Source organism: Herbaspirillum sp. DW155 (assembly GCF_037076565.1).
Taxonomy (GTDB): Bacteria; Pseudomonadota; Gammaproteobacteria; order Burkholderiales; family Burkholderiaceae_D; genus Herbaspirillum.
The window spans coordinates 952,220-969,519 of record NZ_AP029028.1 but is presented as its reverse complement, the minus strand read 5'-3'; the positions used below and the strand labels follow the sequence as shown (position 1 = coordinate 969,519).

18 protein-coding genes are annotated in these 17,300 nt (G+C 63.4%); 2 read left to right on the top strand and 16 right to left on the bottom strand.

What is annotated here, in order from left to right; all coding sequences use genetic code 11:
• Positions 1-30: 30 nt before the first annotated feature.
• The 3 genes from AACH55_RS04395 to AACH55_RS04385 all read right to left on the bottom strand — a co-directional run bounded on the left by AACH55_RS04395 (position 31) and on the right by AACH55_RS04385 (position 2,936).
• Complete coding sequence (locus AACH55_RS04395) at positions 31-954, bottom strand: ABC transporter substrate-binding protein (RefSeq protein WP_338718212.1); 924 nt, start codon at positions 952-954, stop codon at positions 31-33.
• Positions 955-1,112: 158 nt separating this feature from the next.
• Positions 1,113-1,997: an AraC family transcriptional regulator gene (locus tag AACH55_RS04390; protein WP_338718211.1), complete on the bottom strand. Its 885-nt coding sequence runs from the start codon at positions 1,995-1,997 to the stop codon at positions 1,113-1,115.
• Positions 1,998-2,234: 237 nt separating this feature from the next.
• Positions 2,235-2,936 carry an SDR family oxidoreductase gene (locus AACH55_RS04385; RefSeq protein WP_338718210.1) on the bottom strand — a complete coding sequence of 234 codons (702 nt, stop codon included), beginning with the start codon at positions 2,934-2,936 and terminating at the stop codon, positions 2,235-2,237.
• Between the two features lie 212 nt (positions 2,937-3,148).
• Here AACH55_RS04385 and AACH55_RS04380 point away from each other — a divergent pair, with 212 nt between their 5' ends.
• Positions 3,149-3,865, top strand: coding sequence for an MgtC/SapB family protein (locus tag AACH55_RS04380; protein WP_338718209.1), 717 nt, complete (start codon positions 3,149-3,151; stop codon positions 3,863-3,865).
• 14 nt (positions 3,866-3,879) lie between these two features.
• Here the strand turns inward: AACH55_RS04380 and AACH55_RS04375 are convergent, their stop codons facing one another.
• The 6 genes from AACH55_RS04375 to AACH55_RS04350 are packed head-to-tail and all read right to left on the bottom strand — an operon-like array spanning position 3,880 to position 9,116.
• Positions 3,880-4,299, bottom strand: coding sequence for a nuclear transport factor 2 family protein (locus tag AACH55_RS04375; RefSeq protein WP_338718208.1), 420 nt, complete (start codon positions 4,297-4,299; stop codon positions 3,880-3,882).
• 2 nt (positions 4,300-4,301) lie between these two features.
• On the bottom strand, positions 4,302-5,171 hold the full coding sequence (locus AACH55_RS04370) for an SDR family NAD(P)-dependent oxidoreductase (RefSeq protein WP_338718206.1): 870 nt from the start codon (positions 5,169-5,171) through the stop codon (positions 4,302-4,304).
• Positions 5,168-5,737 (bottom strand): DUF3833 domain-containing protein, encoded by a 570-nt coding sequence (locus AACH55_RS04365; protein ID WP_338718205.1) that lies wholly within the window; start codon positions 5,735-5,737, stop codon positions 5,168-5,170. The genes AACH55_RS04370 and AACH55_RS04365 overlap by 4 nt, the downstream gene beginning before the upstream one ends.
• A gap of 3 nt (positions 5,738-5,740) precedes the next feature.
• A complete protein-coding gene (locus tag AACH55_RS04360; RefSeq protein WP_338718204.1) occupies positions 5,741-6,952 on the bottom strand; it encodes a cyclopropane-fatty-acyl-phospholipid synthase family protein in 1,212 nt (403 codons plus the stop codon).
• Positions 6,949-7,809: a DUF1365 domain-containing protein gene (locus AACH55_RS04355; RefSeq protein WP_338718202.1), complete on the bottom strand. Its 861-nt coding sequence runs from the start codon at positions 7,807-7,809 to the stop codon at positions 6,949-6,951. Before AACH55_RS04355 ends, AACH55_RS04360 begins: the two co-directional genes overlap by 4 nt.
• A complete protein-coding gene (locus tag AACH55_RS04350; RefSeq protein WP_338718201.1) occupies positions 7,806-9,116 on the bottom strand; it encodes an FAD-dependent oxidoreductase in 1,311 nt (436 codons plus the stop codon). Before AACH55_RS04350 ends, AACH55_RS04355 begins: the two co-directional genes overlap by 4 nt.
• A gap of 224 nt (positions 9,117-9,340) precedes the next feature.
• Here AACH55_RS04350 and AACH55_RS04345 point away from each other — a divergent pair, with 224 nt between their 5' ends.
• A complete protein-coding gene (locus AACH55_RS04345; RefSeq protein ID WP_338718199.1) occupies positions 9,341-9,949 on the top strand; it encodes a TetR/AcrR family transcriptional regulator in 609 nt (202 codons plus the stop codon).
• 48 nt (positions 9,950-9,997) lie between these two features.
• Here the strand turns inward: AACH55_RS04345 and AACH55_RS04340 are convergent, their stop codons facing one another.
• The 7 genes from AACH55_RS04340 to AACH55_RS04310 all read right to left on the bottom strand — a co-directional run bounded on the left by AACH55_RS04340 (position 9,998) and on the right by AACH55_RS04310 (position 17,264).
• Entirely contained in the window at positions 9,998-10,867 is an 870-nt protein-coding gene (locus AACH55_RS04340) for an amidohydrolase family protein (protein WP_338718198.1), read from the bottom strand.
• Between the two features lie 105 nt (positions 10,868-10,972).
• Positions 10,973-11,911, bottom strand: coding sequence for an ABC transporter substrate-binding protein (locus AACH55_RS04335; protein WP_338718197.1), 939 nt, complete (start codon positions 11,909-11,911; stop codon positions 10,973-10,975).
• Positions 11,912-12,009: 98 nt separating this feature from the next.
• The gene (locus tag AACH55_RS04330; protein WP_338720168.1) at positions 12,010-13,011 is read right to left on the bottom strand and encodes an ABC transporter permease; all 1,002 of its coding nucleotides are present in this window, start codon (positions 13,009-13,011) and stop codon (positions 12,010-12,012) included.
• An 82-nt stretch (positions 13,012-13,093) separates the two neighbouring features.
• On the bottom strand, positions 13,094-14,662 hold the full coding sequence (locus tag AACH55_RS04325) for a sugar ABC transporter ATP-binding protein (RefSeq protein WP_338718196.1): 1,569 nt from the start codon (positions 14,660-14,662) through the stop codon (positions 13,094-13,096).
• 152 nt (positions 14,663-14,814) lie between these two features.
• On the bottom strand, positions 14,815-15,159 hold the full coding sequence (locus tag AACH55_RS04320) for an L-rhamnose mutarotase (protein WP_338718195.1): 345 nt from the start codon (positions 15,157-15,159) through the stop codon (positions 14,815-14,817).
• A 7-nt stretch (positions 15,160-15,166) separates the two neighbouring features.
• The gene (locus tag AACH55_RS04315; RefSeq protein ID WP_338718194.1) at positions 15,167-15,943 is read right to left on the bottom strand and encodes an SDR family oxidoreductase; all 777 of its coding nucleotides are present in this window, start codon (positions 15,941-15,943) and stop codon (positions 15,167-15,169) included.
• A 43-nt stretch (positions 15,944-15,986) separates the two neighbouring features.
• Positions 15,987-17,264 carry an L-fuconate dehydratase gene (locus AACH55_RS04310; RefSeq protein WP_338718193.1) on the bottom strand — a complete coding sequence of 426 codons (1,278 nt, stop codon included), beginning with the start codon at positions 17,262-17,264 and terminating at the stop codon, positions 15,987-15,989.
• Positions 17,265-17,300: the final 36 nt, after the last annotated feature.

The window sequence follows — 17,300 nt, the reverse complement described above, 5'->3', positions numbered from 1 at the left end:
GCGACGGATCATGACCGGCGCGCCCGCGACTTACCAGCTGAAGCCGGCCGCGTTCTTCTTGGTCACCGGCATGACGTCGATGGGCACTTCCTTGGGCACCACGCGCGCGCCCCACTTCTTGGCCAGCGCCATCGCCAGACCCACGCGCACCTGGTCACGCGGGAACTGCGCGGTGGTTTCGATGAACGGGCCACCATCGGCAATGGCCTTGACGGCTTCGGGCGCACCGTCCACCGAGGTCAGCTTGATGTCCTTGCCGCTGCCCTGGATGGCCGCCAGCGCACCCATCGCACCGCCGTCATTGACCGAGAAGATGCCCTTGAGGTTGGGGCGCGACTGGATCATGTTTTCCACCACGCCCAAGGCCACCGAGCGGTCCTGGCGGCCGTTCTGGGTGGCCACGAGTTTGATGTCCTTGTATTCGCCCAGGGCCTGCTTGCAGCCCTCCACGCGCTGCAGGATGGGTACCACGGGAATGCCGTCGAGGATGGCCACCTCGCCCTTGCCGCCGATGGCATCGGCCAGCGCACGGCAGGATTGGTAACCGGCGTCCTTGTTCTTGGAACCGACGAACATGTCCACCGGACCGGAGGCATTGGCATCGACCGCCACCACGATGACGTTACGCGCCTTGGCTGCCTTGACGGCCGCTTCCACGCCGGCCGAGTCGGTCGGATTGATGAGCAGGATGTCGATGTTCTGCTGCAGCATGTCTTCGATGTCGGCAATCTGCTTGGCCACGTTGTGGGCGGCATCGGTGACGATGACCTTGGCACCGAAGGACTTGGCCGCATCATCGAGGGCCTTTTTCATCGAGACGAAATAGGGATTGTTCATTTCCTGGAAGCTCATGCCGATCTTGAGCCTGGACAGTTCCTGGGCGCTTGCCGGGGAAGCGGCCAGCGTGGCTACGGTGGCGGCCGACAGGGCCAGTGCGGTCAGTGCTTTCTTCATTGCAGTCTCCATTGTTGTTGGTCGTGTAGCTGATGATGAAATTGCTCGTTGCGAGATGACAGGCAACACCTGTCCTGTTCGGGAAAGCGGGGGCTTTCCTGAATGCGTTTTCCCCGAATGGGGAAATGATTTAAATAATTTCTCCGGGGTGGCCGCGACTATCCGGTGGCGGCAAAGACGCCATTGCTGGCAAAGGTATTGCGGAACTCCGAGGGCGACATGCCCTTGATCTTGTGAAAGTGCCGGTTGAAATTGGAGAGATTGGAAAAACCCGTCTCGTAGCAGATGTCGGTAATGCGCGCCTGCGGCTTGTTGAGCAGGGCCAGGCAGGCCAGGTCCACGCGCAGCTGATTCTTGTAGCGCACCAGGGTGGTCCCGGTATGGCGCTTGAAGGCACGCGAGAAAGTACTCAGGTTTTGGCCCACCATGTCGGCCAGGTCCTGCTCGCCGATGTCATCGGTGAGGTGTTCGCGCAGGTAGGCGATGGCGCGGTTGAGCCCGCTGCTGTTCACGCCCGACAGGTCGAGCTTGTAGGAGAGGCTGGCCAGCACTTCCGGTTCGGGCGAATTGGCCAGTACGTCGAGGATTTCCCAGAACAGGGCCAGGCGCTTCAGGCCACGCTGGTCGATCAGGCGCTGCATCAGCGGCCGTACCGTGTCGCTGGTGGCGGCATCGAACAGCAGGCCGCGATGGCTGCGTTCGAGCAGCGGCATGATGGCTTCCATCTCGGGGATGCTGGCGGCGCACTGGTCCACCAGTTGCTCGGGGAACTGGATCACCAGCGAACGCACCGGCACCACTTCATCGCGGCCGATGTCGGAAATCCAGTTCTGCGGCAGATTGGGGCCGGTCATCACCAGCTGGCCGGGAGCGAAGTCGCCGATATGGTCGCCGACGTAGAAACGTCCCGAGGTCGCCACGACGAGGTGGATCTCGTATTCCGGATGGTAGTGCCAGCGCACGGTACGGAAGGGGTAGCCGTGCATCCATGCCGCGAAGGATTCACCCTTGCGGATATGGACCAGTTCCAGGTCGGGCTGCATCGTGTCTCCTCTCAGCCGAGAGCATTTTCCTTGTTGAATCTGCCCATTCGTTGTGGGCAGTTTTCGTCATGTGCTGCATCTTAGTGCCCGTCTGGTTGCGGCTTCTACATCACCAGCGAAGAAGGACTGATACTTTTTTGCGCGCCAGAGCGATGAGAATGAAATACGGTGCACAGCAGCAAAACGGCCCTGCCGTGCAGAGCCGTCTTCACTGCAGCGCTTCGCGTATTTCAGGTATCACAGCGAACGCATCAGCCCGCCATCGACCCGGATGTTTTGTCCGGTGATGTAGCCGGCACCGCTGGAGGCCAGGAAGGCGATGGTCGCGGCCACTTCCTCGCTGGTGCCGTAGCGCTGCATGGGCACGCCGGCGCGGCGTTCCTCGCGCTGCGGCAGGCTGTCGATCCAGCCCGGCAGGACGTTGTTGATGCGGATGTTCTCGGGCGCGTACTTGTCGGCGAAGAGCTTGGTGAACGCGGCCAGTCCGGCGCGAAATACCGCCGAGGTCGGGAACATGTCGGAGGGTTCGAAGGCCCAGGCCGAGGAAATGTTGATGATGGCCCCGCCGCCTTGCGCCTGCATCAGCGGCGTGACCAGGCGCGTGGGACGGATCACGTTGAGCAGATAGGTATCCATGCCGCGATGCCAGTCTTCATCGGTGATGTCGAGGATGGGGGCACGCGGACCGTGGCCGGCGCTGTTGACCAGCACATCCACGCGGCCCCAGCGGGCCACGGCCTGGTCGACCAGTTTCTGCAGGTCTGCCACCGACTGGTTCGATCCGGTCACGCCGACACCGCCCAGCTCGGCGGCCAGCGCCTCGCCACGGCCGGAGGAAGACAGGATGCCGACCTGGAAGCCATCGGCGGCCAGGCGACGCGCGGCAGCGGCGCCCATGCCGCTGCCGGCGGCGGTGATCAGGGCTACTTTGGTGCTCATGGAAACTCCTTGTGGATAAGTGATCTTGCCTTGCGGGAATTCAGCATCCCCGGCGCAGACCGCGATTTTAGGCCGAGCCGGCGGTGCTTGCAGCGGGCAAGCGCGCAGCGGGGCGGGGCGTTTGTCATTTCCCTGTTGCATTCCTGGGGCATCATCGCGCACCATTGCGCAGCCTGCTCTTTGCGTTGTCCCCTGACCGTACCGGAAGTCCCATGCAAATCATCGCCAACATCAATCTCGAATCCCTGCTCGACACCGCCATCAGCCTGACCGCCGCCTTTGTGCTGGGCGGCCTGATCGGCCTGGAACGCCAGTACCGCCAACGTACCGCCGGCCTGCGCACCAATGTGCTGGTGGCGCTGGGCGCCGCCGTCTTCGTCGACATGGCCAACCGTATTGGCGGGCATGACGGCGCGGTGCATGTAGTGGCCTACGTGGTATCGGGGGTCGGCTTCCTGGGGGCGGGCGTGATCATGCGCGAGGAAGGCAACGTGCGCGGCATCAATACGGCGGCCACGCTGTGGGGGTCGGCTGCGGTGGGTGCGGCGGCGGGTGCGGATCTGATCCTGGAAGCGATCCTGGCCACCATCTTCGTACTGGCCGCCAATACGCTGCTGCGCCCGGTGGTCAATACCATCAACCGCAAGCCGCTGGATGTGCCGTCGGTGGAAGTGACCAACACCATCCACCTGATCGTGGAGAGCGCACACCAGAAGAGCGTGCTCAGCGCCGTCACCGACATGCTGGAGCAGAGTCGTCATCCCACGCATGGGCTGGACGTGCGACCCTTTACGGAAGATGAAGTGGAAATCGAAGCCACGCTGGCGGCGACCTCGGTGGATGGCGATGAACTCGATGGCCTGGTAGAACGGCTGCTGGCCTTGCCGGCGGTGAAGCAGGCGTTCTGGAGTCCGAGTACGACGGACTGATTGCGGCCGGATCACTAGGCCGTCGCCCTGAACTTCCCCCGCAACCACTTCACCGGCCCGCCAATGACCGGCAGCTTCTGCCACAGCTCTTCAGCCGCATCCCAGTAATCGCGATGTTCGGTGACCAGGCCCGCTGCATCGAAGCGGAAATGCGTGGCCCCCAGCACCGTGTAGAACCGGCCCTTGAGCCGAAACTCGAAACGCCAGGTGGCAAAGGCCTGTCCGCCCTGCCCCATGCGTTCCAGGATCACGAAGCGCGGATCTTCCGTCGCCTCGAACATGTGCGCAAAGATGGCGCGAATGGAACGCAGGCCCTTGATGTCGTTGAAGGGGTCTTTGAACAGGGCCTCTTGTGAATAAAATTCACTAATCCGTTCCAGGCTGCCGGGGTCCAGCGCGCCATACCAGTCCAGCAATCGGTCAAGGTGCTGCATGATCAGTTCAGCAAAAAGCGCTGGAACAGCATGAAGCGCAGCCGGAACGGCAGCAGCCGCAGGATCTTCAGCCAGGCCGTGAAGCGCAGCGGGAAGTGGATCTCGAAGCGGCCCTCGGCGATTCCGCGCCAGATGGCGGTCGCTGCCTGCTGCGGGGTCTGGATGGCGGGCATGGCGAAGTCGTTCTTGTCGGTCAGCTCGGTCTTCACGAAGCCGGGATTGACCAGGTAGACATTCAAGCCCTTCGGGCGCAAATCGCTATAAAGAATTTCCGCCAGATTGATCAGCGCCGCCTTGCCGGGTCCATACACGGTCGCACCCGGCAGGCCGACATAGCCGGCCACGCTGGCCACCAGCGCGATGCCGCCACTGCCGCGCGCCAGCATGTCGGGCAGCGCCGCACCCAGCGCGGAATAGACACTGGCAAGGTTGGTGCGGATGGTGTGTTCGGCCTCGTCTTCCTGAACCTCCCAGCTGCGTTCAGGCCGGTACCTGGCCGCGCAGAACACCAGCAGGTCGATACCGCCAAAGACTTCCACGATGCGCGCATGCTGGTCGCGCCAGGCATCATGGCAAAGCACGTCCAGCGGCGCGATGAAGGCATTCTTGTGGGCTGCCGCCACCTCCTGCAACACATCGGCGCGGCGCGCCGAGAGTGCCACGCGGGCACCGGCCTGCAGCGCCTGACGCGCCAGCTCGGCACCGATGCCGCTGGATGCACCGACCAGCCAGATGCGCAGGCCGCGCAGGTCGCTGACCGGCTGGTTCATGGGGCCGAACAGCACGGCCGGACGCGATATCGGCGCGCGCTTGCCATCGCCGCCGGTGGCCTCGCCAGCCTCCTTGGGCAGCAGTCTGGTATGGGTGTTCATGCACCCTCCTTGCGGAAGAACAGCGTGACCTGGCCCACTTCCACACCGAACTTGCTCATGCTGGTGCGATTGATGAGGGTGCGCTCGTCCATCTGGTACATCCAGTCATCCATCTGGACTTCGTATTGCTTGTCATTGACCGGCAGCAGCAGCGTGTAATTCCAGTGCAGCGCATTGCCGGCCGTCTGGCCGATGGCCTCGCCGATGACGTCACCGGCACGTCCACGCCAGCTGTTGTCGCTCTGGCGCACCAGGGTCCAGACACGCGTCTGTGTCTGGCCATCGTCATAGCGGAAACGCTCGTCCAGGGTCAGCGTATTGCCCTCCACGGTGCCGGTCACGACCACGTGGAAGCGCCGCGCCACCTCGCCACCGCGCTTCTGGAACATGCCCCAGGCTTCGGTGCGGCCCTTGAAGAACACGGCCGGATCGAACACCGGCGTCCTGGCCGCATAGTCCGACAATTGCTGCGAGGCGCAGCCGCCCAGCACCAGCGCCAGCAGCGCCAGTCCCATCCAGTGCCACAGGCGCGCGGGCAGGCCCGGTCGCTTCAGCTTGGCATCCATGACTCACTCCTTGTGCAAGAGGAATTGCACGACGTCGATCTGGCCTTCATCGAAGCCGACTTCGCAGAACACGTAATACAGCTGCCACAAGCGGCGGAAGCGTTCATCAAAGCCCTGTGCGGCAATGATCTCGCGCTGGGCCTGGAAGGCATCGTTCCAGCGGCGCAGCGTCTCGGCATAGTCGCGGCCGAAGTGGAAGCGGTCGCGCGTGGACAAGCCGGCCCGCTGGGCGCCGCGTGAGAAGCGTTCGTGGCTGGGCAGCATGCCGCCGGGGAAGATGAATTCGCGGATGAAGTCGGCACTGTCGCGATAGCGTTCGAACACGGCTTCGTCAATCGTGATCGACTGGATCAGGGCGCGGCCACCGGCTTTCAGACGTGCCGAGACGGTATCGAAATAGGTCTGCCAGAAGCGCTCGCCCACCGCCTCGAACATCTCGATGGAGACGATGGCGTCGTATTGGCCCTCCAGGTCGCGGTAGTCGCACAGTTCCAGATGCGCCAGGTGATCGAGCTGCTGGTGGCGCAAGCGTTCCTGGCCGAATGCCAGTTGCGATGGCGAGATCGTCACGCCATGCACGCGGATGCCCAGGCGCGCCGCATGTTCGGCAAAGCCGCCCCAGCCGCAGCCGATCTCCAGCACGCGGTCACCGGCGCGCAGGCCAAGCTGGTCGACGATGCGCTGATACTTGGCGGCCTGCGCCGAGGCCAGGCTCTGGCCGGGTTCGCTGAAGATGGCCGAGGAATAGGTCATCGTCGGGTCCAGCCACAGGCGATAGAAATCATTGCCCAGGTCGTAATGCGCGTGGATGTTGCGACGACTGCCGCTGCGCGTATTGGCGCGCAGCAGATGGCGCAGGCGATACCACCACGAGGCCAGGCGCCCCCCTTCGACGGCGCCCGACAGCGTGGCACGATTGCGCATGGCCAGGCGCAGCAGCGCGGCCAGGTCCGGGGTATCGACCCAGCCGTTGCCGTAGGCTTCACCGAAACCGATGTCACCGGCGCGCAGGATGGCAGCGCAGGCGCGCCAGTCATGGATGCGCAGTTGCGCGCTGGGCGGCTGGCGCAGATCACCGAAGGTCAGCGTGGTGCCATGCGGCGTGATCAGTTCCAGATGGCCGTGGTTGAGGCGCTCCAGCAACGCCAGGAAAAGGCGCGCCGAAATCGGTCCGGCGCGGCGGCCGGTAGTCTGCAATGCGGGGCTGCGGTTCACGATAGGGTTTCCTTTCCAGAAGTAGTTCCTGCGGCGGCGCTGCGCTCGGGCTTGCTGAACCAGGGCACACGCTTGCGCCACAACAGCAAGGCTTGCCAGTGGATACGGGCGACCACACCCAGCGTGAGCAGCGGCTGCGCACATAGCGCGGCCAAGGCCGAGGCCGCCGTCAGCGGATACAGATGGCCACCGATGGAGGTGCGCATGAGCGGCTGCAAGCCCTGCGTCACCTCGGCCGGGTGGCCGTGGTCGTAGTAGTCGATGCCGACGAAGGCGGTGTCAGTGGCTGCATCGGTATCGCCGCGCCGGGCATGGTCGCGGAAACGGAAGCGATAGAAACCGCGCACTTCGCAGAAGGGCGAAACGTGCATCAGCTTGTTGCAGACCAGCCGCGTGTGCTCATCAATGACGGCCTGTGCGGGGGCGCAGAGCAGGTAGTGCTGGGTCTCGCCAAAGGTGTTGTTGACCTCGGCCAGCACGGCACGCAGATGGCCTTCACGGTCGTGGCAGAGGAAGAAACTCACCGGATTGAAAACGAAGCCGAACAGGCGCGGAAAGGTCTGCAGCCAGATCGCGCCATCGTGCGGCAACCCGGCCTGTTGCAGATGCCCGCGCACCCAGTGCGCCAGATCGCTGCCGTCACGCGGGCCATAGTCGCGCGTGCGCACGCACATCAGGCGGCGACGGTCCACGCCGAACCAGGCATTGCGGGCCTGGTCCAGTCGCGCCAGATCCAGCCGCACGCAGAACACCGGATAGACGAACTTGTGCAGCACCGGACGCAGGCGCTGGTGCATCACCTGTCCGCGCAAGAGCAGCGCGGGGGCATCGGTGCGCGATGGTAGCGAGGTGTTCATAAGGTGGCCCAATGCGGCGTCACGCCGAAGTCCTTGATCACGCGCAGGGCCGATTTCAGGCCGTCTTCATGGAAACCGTAGCCGGTCCAGGCGCCGGCGAACCAGGCGCGATGCTGACCCTGGATCTCGGGCAGGCGGCGCTGGGCATCGATGGCCGGCTGGTCGAAGACCGGATGTTCGTAATCGAAACGGCCCATCACGGTGGCCGGATTGGGCGGCTGCGGCGGATTCAGTGTCAGCACGATGTCGGTCTTGCAGGGCAGGTCCTGCAGACGATTGAGCCAGTAGCTCACGCACACGGCGCGGCTGCCGTCGCTGTGGCGCGAGCCGAGGTAATTCCATGCCGACCATACTTTATCCAGACGCGGCATGAGCGATACGTCGCTGTGCAGCCAGGCGGTATTGGCCTGGTAGCGCACGGCCGAAAGCACCTGATGTTCTGCGATGGTGGCGTCCTGCAACAGGGCCAGGGTCTGCGGTGCGTGCGTGGCGAAGACCACGGCATCGAACTGTTCCTCGCGTGGTGCGGTGCCGCCGCTGCGCACCAGTACGCCGCGCTCGTTACGGGTGACGCTGACCAGTCGGCTGCCCAGCCGCACATCGTCGAGCGTGGCCGCGATGCGGCGCACGTACTCGCGCGAACCGCCGCGCACGGTGCGCCAGCGCGGACGGTTGTTGACCTGCAGCAGGCCGTGGTTGATGCAAAAGCGCAGGAAGGTCGCCGCCGGGAAGTCGAGGATGTCGGAAGGCGAACTTGACCAGATGGCCGCTGCCATGGGAATCAGATAGGCATCGCTGAACATCGCGCCATAACCGCCTTGCTTCAACAACTGGCGCAGGCTGACCGGACGCCCTTCGCACGCGGCCAGGTTGGCGTGCGCCGCGCCGTTGAAGCGCAGGATGTCGCGCAGCATGCCCAGGAACGAGGGCTGCAGCAGGCGCTTGCGCTGGGCGAAGACGGTATCGAGACTGGTGCCGGCCCATTCGAAGGCGCCTTCATCCATGGAGACGCCGAAGGACATGTCGGTGTCATAGGTCTGCACCTTCAGCTCTTCGAATAGCGCAATCAGATTGGGATAGGTCCAGTCGTTGAAGACCAGGAAGCCGGTATCGACCGGGAAGGGCAGGCCCTCCGGTGCGATCTCCACGGTATTGGCGTGACCGCCCAGCGTTGGCGCGGATTCAAACAGCACCACCTGATGCCTGCGCGCCAGCAGATAAGCGCTGGCCAGGCCGGAAATACCGGCGCCGATGACCGCGATGCGCTGACCTGCGCCCTGCCCGATGGCTGCTTCGCTTGGATTCATGAAAACTTGCCCGCCTATGTCTTTGTTATTGAAGTTCCGCCGTTGCCAGCCCGTGGGAATCAGTCCCTGCCCTGCTGGCCCGTGCCGCTTTGGTGACCGGGGCGGCGCCTGCTGCGGGGCTGTAGAGCCTGCGGCGCCGCTTATTTGCTACTCATCCTTGATTTAGGTGCTAAGATTACTACCAAAGAAAAATAAAATCTACTAATTAGTAACTTTAACTACCAATGAGTATTTTCGGCAAACTGAGCTTCAAGGACCAAGCCTTCAAATTACGGGAGAACGCCATCCTGGATGCGGCCACGTCGGTACTGGGCAGCAAGGGCTATGACCTGATGACCATGGACGACGTGGCCGGTGCGGTGGGGATTTCCAAACCCAGCCTGTACAAGCATTTCAAGTCCAAGGAAGAGCTGATCGGCGAGACCATGCTGCGCCTCATCGATGGCGCCATCGACCAGCTGGCGCAGCTCGATCACATCGACAGCCCGCGCGGCAAGCTCGAAGCCATGCTGGAATGGGCGCTGCGGGTGCGACTGGAAGGCGGCCTGCCCTTCCTGCCCTCCACCAGCGCGCACGTGCGCGAGATGCTCATGCGCAACGTCAAATACGTCATGCGCGTGTTGAAGCTCAACGGTCAGCTGGAAAAACTGGTGAAGGAAGCGCAGAAGAATGGCGAGCTAGATGCCGCTCTGCCCAGTGATGTGATCTTGTACAGCTACTACGCACGCACCTGTGACCCGGCGGTGGATTACCTGCAGAAATTCAGCAAGATGGACACGGAAGAGATCGTGAAGTACATGCTGCACGTGTCCTTCAACGGCTTCACGCGCTGAGGGGCAAGGCCGCCGCGCTCAACGGCGGCGCCTGCCCGCCCCCATGACTCAGGCCAGATCGTAGCAGCGGGCCGCCGTTGCGCCCCAGAGCTGCTCCTGCTCCGATGCGGACAGGCGCGTTTCGGCCCACTCGCGCACCACCGCCGCCACCGTTGCATAGGAAGTGGCCAGCAGGCACACCGGCCAGTCCGAGCCGAACATCAGGCGTTGCGGGCCGAAGGCTTCCAGAGCGGTGTCCAGGCACAGGGCAATATTGTCGTAATCCTTCTGTCGCAGTCCGCGCAGCCAGTCCGCCTCGGTCACCAGCCCCGACAACTTGCAGGCCACATGCGGCATGGCGGCCAGTGCACGCAGCTGGCGCTTCCAGTTGCTGAAGACACTTTCATTTCGCCCGAAATCGGCCAGGGCTGGCTTGCCCAGGTGATCCAGCACCAGCCAGTGGCGGTCATGACGGGCGCAGAAGGCCTGCACTTCCGGCATCTGCTTCGCGTAGATCAGCACGTCATAGACCAGTCCCTGCTGCTGCAGCCACTTGATACCGGCATTGAAGGCCGGAGCCTCGACGAAGGCCGTGACATCGGCTTCATCCTGGATCTGATGACGAAAGCCCAGCAGCTTGTCACGCCCCCACTGCGCCACATTGGCCGCCAGGTGCGGCGAGGACAGGTCTTCCCAGCCCACCACGCCGGCGATGCGGCGGTCACCGCGCGCCAGCTCCAGCAGGAAACCGGTCTCTTCACGTCCGGCGCGGGCCTGCACGGCAATGGAAGCCTGCAGCCCTTCGGCGGCCAGCACCGGATGCAGCTGACCCGGCAGGCGATCACAGGCCAGCAGTTCCATGCCGGTGCTGATCCACGGGTAGTCTTCAGCGCGATAGCGCCAGAAATGCTGATGGGCGTCGATACGCAGAGGCTTCATGGCGGATTCTGAGGAGGGAGATGGAGAAAGAAGAAGAGAAAGAGATGCGCATGCATCTCTTAGTTTTTTTTGAGAAAAAACTTATAAACCGAAACCTGACACCGATCAGTCGTACAGAACGGCTGCGATCTTGGGATCGTCGATGTTGCTCTTGTCGTACCAGTAGAAGCCGGTATCGATGACCTTCGGCAACTTCTCGCCCTTGATCGCCTTGACCGCCGCTTCCACGGTCTTGTAGCCGATGCCCACCGGGTTCTGGGTGATGGCGCCGGACATCACGCCTTCACGGATGGCATCCTTCTGCTGCTTGCCGGAGTCATAGCCGATGATGATGATCTTGCGCTTCATTTCCTTGACGCCATTGACCACACCGATGGCCGAGCCTTCGTTGGTGCCGAAGATGCCCTTGATCTTGGGATAGGCCTGCAGGATGGACTTGGTGACTTCGGTGGACTTCAACTGGTCGCCCGCACCATATTGCACGCTGACCACCTTGATCTTGGGATAGCTGGCCTTGATGCGTTCCAGGAAGCCATCACGGCGGTCCACACCGGTGCGGCTGGTCTGGTCGTGGGCGACCACGGCGACTTCACCTTCCTTGCCGATCAGCTCGGCCATCTTGTCGGCGGCCAGGGCTGCAGCGGCGCGGTTGTCGGTGGTGGCGGTGGTGACGGGGATGTCGCTGTCCACGCCCGAGTCAAAGGCCACCACCGGAATCTTGGCGGCCTGTGCCTTCTTCAGCAGCGGAATGGCGGCCTTGCTGTCCAGGGCGGCAAAGCCGATGGCTTGCGGCTTCTTGGCCAGGGCGGCGGAGAGCATGTCGATCTGCTTGTCGACCATGGCTTCGGTTTCCGGGCCTTCGAAGGTGACCTTCACCTTGAGATCCTTGCCGGCCTGGTCGGCACCGGCTTTGACAGCCTGCCAGAACTGGTGCTGGAAGCCCTTGGAAATGAGCGGCACATACACTTCCTGCGCGTGCGCGACCGAAGTGCCGACGGCGAAGGCCAGACCCAGGGCAGCGGCCAGTAACTTGTTCTTGAACACGGTACGTCTCCTTTTGTTATCGATGATGGAGTGCCGGAAATGGCGCTTCCGGCGGGGCTTGCATTGCTACTTCTAAATCGTCTCTTGCTGCGCGTCGCTCAGGCACGGCGGCGACGGCGCAGGATGTCGAGATACACGGCCAGGATGATGATCACCCCGGTGACCACCGTCTGCCATTCCTGCGCCACCGACATGATGCGCAGGCCGTTGACCAGCACGCTCATGATGAACGCGCCGATGATGGTGCCCAGGATGGTGCCGGTCCCGCCCGAGAGCGAGGTACCGCCGATCACCACGGCGGCAATCGCATCGAGTTCATAGCCCTGGCCCAGCGCCGGCTGCGCCGAGTTCAGGCGGGAGGCGATGATGAGGCCGGCGATGCCGCAGATGGCGCCAGAGAAGGTGTAGACCGCCACCTTCCAGAAATCCACCTTCACGCCGGACAGGCGCAGCGCTTCTTCATTGCTGCCAAGGGCAAAGGTATAGCGGCCGAACACGGTCTTGTTGAGGATGACCGAAGCGCAGATGGCCACGATGAACAGGATCAGCACCGCATTGGGAATGGGCAGCGAAGGAATCAGATCGCCGATCAGCGAATCCTGCGCGATGGACGAGAAGCCCTCGGTATCGTTGAAGTAGATCGGACGGGTGCCGGAGATCACCAGCGACAGGCCCTTCAGGAGCATCATCATGCCCAGCGTGGCGATGAAGGGCGGCACCTTCAGCTTGGCGATCACCATGCCGGAGATCCAGCCCGAGAGCGCACCGAAGAAAATCGCGGCGGCGATGCCCAGCGGCAAGGGCATGCCCCAGTTGGTCAGCACCACGCCGGCCATGACGGCGCAGAAGGTCATCATGGTGCCCACCGACAGGTCGATGCCGGAAGTGATGATGACGTAGGTACACGCAATGGCCAGCACGCCGTTGACGGCGGTGGACTGCAGGATGCTGACCAGGTTGTCCACCTCCATGAAGTTGGGCGAGGCGAAGCTGAAGAACAGGATCATCAGCAACAGACTGGCGAAGGCCAGCAGCTTCTGGCGCGCCGCCGGATTGAACAGGCGGGCGCGCAGGCCCGTGGGGGAAGCGTTGTTGGCCATGGTGGATGAGGGGGTGGCGGAGTGGATATTGTTTGCCATGATCGGTCTGTCTCTCTTGTAAGGTCTGGGTGCGCGGTGATCGTTATTGCGCCACGGCCGATTCGCGCTGCGTGGCCAGCTGCATGATGTTTTCCTGGGTGGCTTCGGCGCGCGAGAGTTCGCCTGTCACGCGGCCCTCGCACATCACCAGGATGCGGTGGCTCATGCGCAGCACTTCGGGCAGCTCGGAGGAAATCATCACGATGGCCTTGCCCTGCCCGGCCAGGGTATCGAGGAGCTTGTAGATCTCGCTCTTGGCACCGATGTCGATGCCGCGCGTGGGCTCGTCGAAGAAGAGGATGTCGCAGTCGCGCAGCAGCCATTTGGCGATCACGATCTTTTGCTGGTTGCCGCCCGAGAGCAGGCGCACCTGCTGCTCCACCGAAGGGGTCTTGATGGCCAGCTGGCGCACATAGCCCTGCGCCACTTCACGCATGGCGCGCTGGTCCATGAAGCCCACCCTGGTGAAGCGGCCCATGCTGGAGAGCGCGATGTTGGCCTGCACGTCCATGCCCACGGCCAGCCCGAAATGCTTGCGGTCTTCAGACAGATAGCCGATGCCATGCGCCACCGCATCGGCCGGCTGGCCGATCACGGCCTTGCCGCCGTGGATGAAGATCTCGCCCGAGTCCAGCGGATCGGCACCGAAGATGGCGCGCGCCACTTCGGTACGGCCCGCGCCCATGAGGCCGGCGAAACCGAGAATCTCGCCCCGGCGCAATGTGAAGCTGACGTCACGGATGGCGCGGCCACGGTTCAGGCCGCGCACTTCCAGCACCACCTCGTTGCCGGAGGTATCGGGCGGCACGCGCTGCTCGCCATCGAGGGCGCGGCCCACCATCATGGAAATGATGGTATCCATGGAGGTGCCCTGCATGGGCAGCGTGGCGATGTACTTGCCATCGCGCATGACGCTGACGCGATCGGCGATCTGGCGCAGCTCATCCATCTTGTGCGAGATGTAGACGATGCCCACGCCCTGGGCCTGCAGGTCACGGATGATGCGGAACAGCTCGGCGATCTCGGCATTGTTCAGGGCGGCAGTCGGCTCATCCATGATGAGCACGCGCGAATCGAAGGACAGGGCCTTGGCGATTTCCACCATCTGCTGGCGTGCCACGGTCAGCTCGCCCACCGGGGTGCGCGGGTCCATGTCCAGCCGCATGCGGGCGAAGATGGCAGCGGCCTGGCGGTTCAACTGGTCTTCGTCGATGATGAGGCCGAAGCCCTTGCGCGGCTCGCGGCCGATGAAGATGTTCTGGGCCGCCGAAAGATGGTTCATCAGGTTCAGTTCCTGATGGATGATGCCGATGCCCAGCGCCTGCGCCTGGCGCGGCTCGGCGATCTCGACCGGCTTGCCGTCGAGCAGGATGTCGCCGCTGTCGCGCTGGTAGACGCCGGAGAGGATTTTCATCAGCGTGGATTTGCCGGCGCCGTTCTCGCCCATGAGGGCGTGGACCTCGCCGGCCACCAGTTCGAACTGGCAATTGTCCAGCGCCAGCACGCCGGGAAAGCGCTTGCTGACGTTGCGCAGCTGAATCAACGGCACGGCCGCTGAGGATGCCGCGGCCGTGTCTGCGGCGCGAACTTGTGTCTCGTGTTGTTGTTGCATGCTCACCTCGGATGTGGATGCATTGCCGACCCGGAATGCTCCGTGGCCATCGTTTGCGCGACTCTGCGGCCGCTGCTTTTTTCGGTGCTACCTTGTTGCGTGCTGCCTACTGTACCGCCTTGCGAAAAACTTAGAAAGCCATTTGCAAAAACTTAGTCCTGTTGCGCGGCGAGATCGAAGATGCGCGTCATCGGCACCCACTTCTGCCCCGCCGGGGTCCAGGGTGTGGGGGCCTGGAAACGCCACATCAGTTCTTCCCATGCCCGCACCTTCGGATCACTCTGGCTGGCCGCGGCCATGGCAGCGGCGTCAAAGCGGGTGTCATCGGTTTCCATGACCATCACCATGCGCGTGCCCAGGCGATAGATTTCCATCCCGGTCACGCCCTGCTGACGCAGGTGCGCGGCGATCTCGGGCCAGATGCGCTGGTGGTGCTGCTCATAGTCGGCGATGAGCGCGGCATCGTCCTTGAGGTCGAGGGCCAGTACGGTACGCATGGCGGGCTCAGGTCAGGGCGCGGTCGAGATGGGTATAGCCCCCATCGACGAAAACCCATTGCCCGGTGGTATGCGAGGACCGACCCGAGAGCAGGAACACCGCCATGTCGGCCATTTCCCCGGAGGTCGTAAAACGCTTGCCCAGCGGGATCTTGCTGGTGATGGCGTCCAGTTTCTCTTGCGGATTCTCGAAGGTGGCGATCCATTTCTCGTAGAGCGGGGTCATCACTTCGGCCGGAATCAGGGCATTGACGCGCACGCCGTCATCGCGCAGGGAAGCCGCCCATTCGCGCGTGAGCGACAGTTGCGCGCCCTTGGAGGCGCAATAGCCGCTGGTATTGCCCTGCCCGGTCAGCGCGGTCTTGGAGGAGACATTGAGGATGGCGCCGCGCGTGGCCTTCAGGTGCGGCACGCAGTAATGCGCCATCACGTAGTAATGAATGAGATTGCGTTCCAGCGAGGCGACGAATGCATCGCGTCCGGCCTCCAGGCCCACGCTGTCGTTGACGCCGGCGTTGTTGACCAGCCCGTCCAGGCGGCCGAAGCGGCGCACCGTCTCGGCCACCGCTTCGCCGCAGCGCGCCTCATCCTGCAGCTCCAATTGGAAAAAGGCCGCGCGCGGCTGCAATCCGGTCAGCCGCGTCCAGAACTGCGGCTCCGGTTCGCTACGCGCAAACACCACCGGAATGGCGCCCTCGGCGGCCAGTTGCAGGCTGATCGCGCCGCCGATGCCGGAGGCGCCACCGGTCACGATGACCACCTTCTCTTGCAGATTCAAATCCACGTCAGTCTCCGTTATCGTTCATCTTTTCGTGGGGGAATGCAGCTCAGCCCCGGAATCTGTACTGCTCCAGCGAAGCCGGCTTCATTTCGATAGAAAACCCCGGCAAAGCGGGCGGCATGTAGGCCGCGTTGCGGATCACGCAGGGATCGACGAAGTGCTCATGCAGGTGATCCACGTATTCGGTCACGCGCCCTTCCTTGCTGCCGGAAATGCACAGGTAATCGATCATCGACAGGTGCTGCACATATTCGCACAGGCCCACGCCGCCGGCATGCGGGCACACCACCTTGCCGTACTTGGCGGCCATGAGCATGACCGCCAGGATTTCATTGACGCCGCCCAGGCGGCAGGAATCGATCTGCACCACGTCGATGGCATCGCGCATGATGAACTGCTTGAACAGCACCCGGTTCTGGCACATCTCGCCGGTGGCGACCTTGACTGCGCCGATACCGGCGCGGATCTTGCGATGGCCTTCCACGTCGTCCGGGCTGGTCGGCTCCTCGATGAACCAGGGCTTGGCGAAGGCCAGCTGGTTGACCCAATCGATGGCCTGGTCCACTTCCCACACCTGGTTGGCATCGATCATCAGATTGCGCTGCGGTCCCAGCACCTCGCGGGCGATGCGCACGCGGCGCTTGTCGTCTTCCAGGTCGCGCCCGACCTTGAGCTTGACGTAGTTGAAGCCCTGGTCGATGGCTTCCTGGCACAGGCGCCGCAGCTTGGCATCGTCATAGCCCAGCCAGCCGGCCGAGGTGGTGTAGCAGGGATAGCCTTCCTGCTCCAGGATGCGCAGGCGCTCGGCCTTGCCGGCCGCCTTCTCGCGCAGCAGCGCCAGTGCTTCGTCCGGGGTGATGCAATCGGTGATGTAGCGGAAATCGATGGTGCGTACCAGTTCCTCGGGCGACATGTCGGCCACCAGTTTCCAGACCGGCTTACCGACGGCCTTGGCCCACAAATCCCACGCGGCATTGACCACGGCACCGGTGGCCAGGTGGATGGCGCCCTTGTCCGGACCGATCCAGCGCAACTGGCTGTCGGAAGTGACATGGCGCCAGAAACGCCCCATGTCGGCGGCGATCCAGTCCAGCTCCAGCCCCACCACCAGATGCTCCATCGCACGGATGGCGGCGCAGCAGATCTCGTTGCCGCGGCCGATGGTGAAGGTCAGGCCGTGGCCCTTGAGTTGTTCATTGTCGGTATCGAGGATGACGTAGGCGGCGGAGTAATCCGGATCCGGATTCATCGCATCGGACCCATCCAGCGATTGCGAAGTGGGGAAGCGCACGTCCAGCACGCGCAGGGCGGTAATCTTGGTCATCGGTCTCTAGCGTGGATGCCGCTGCGGCATGGTGCC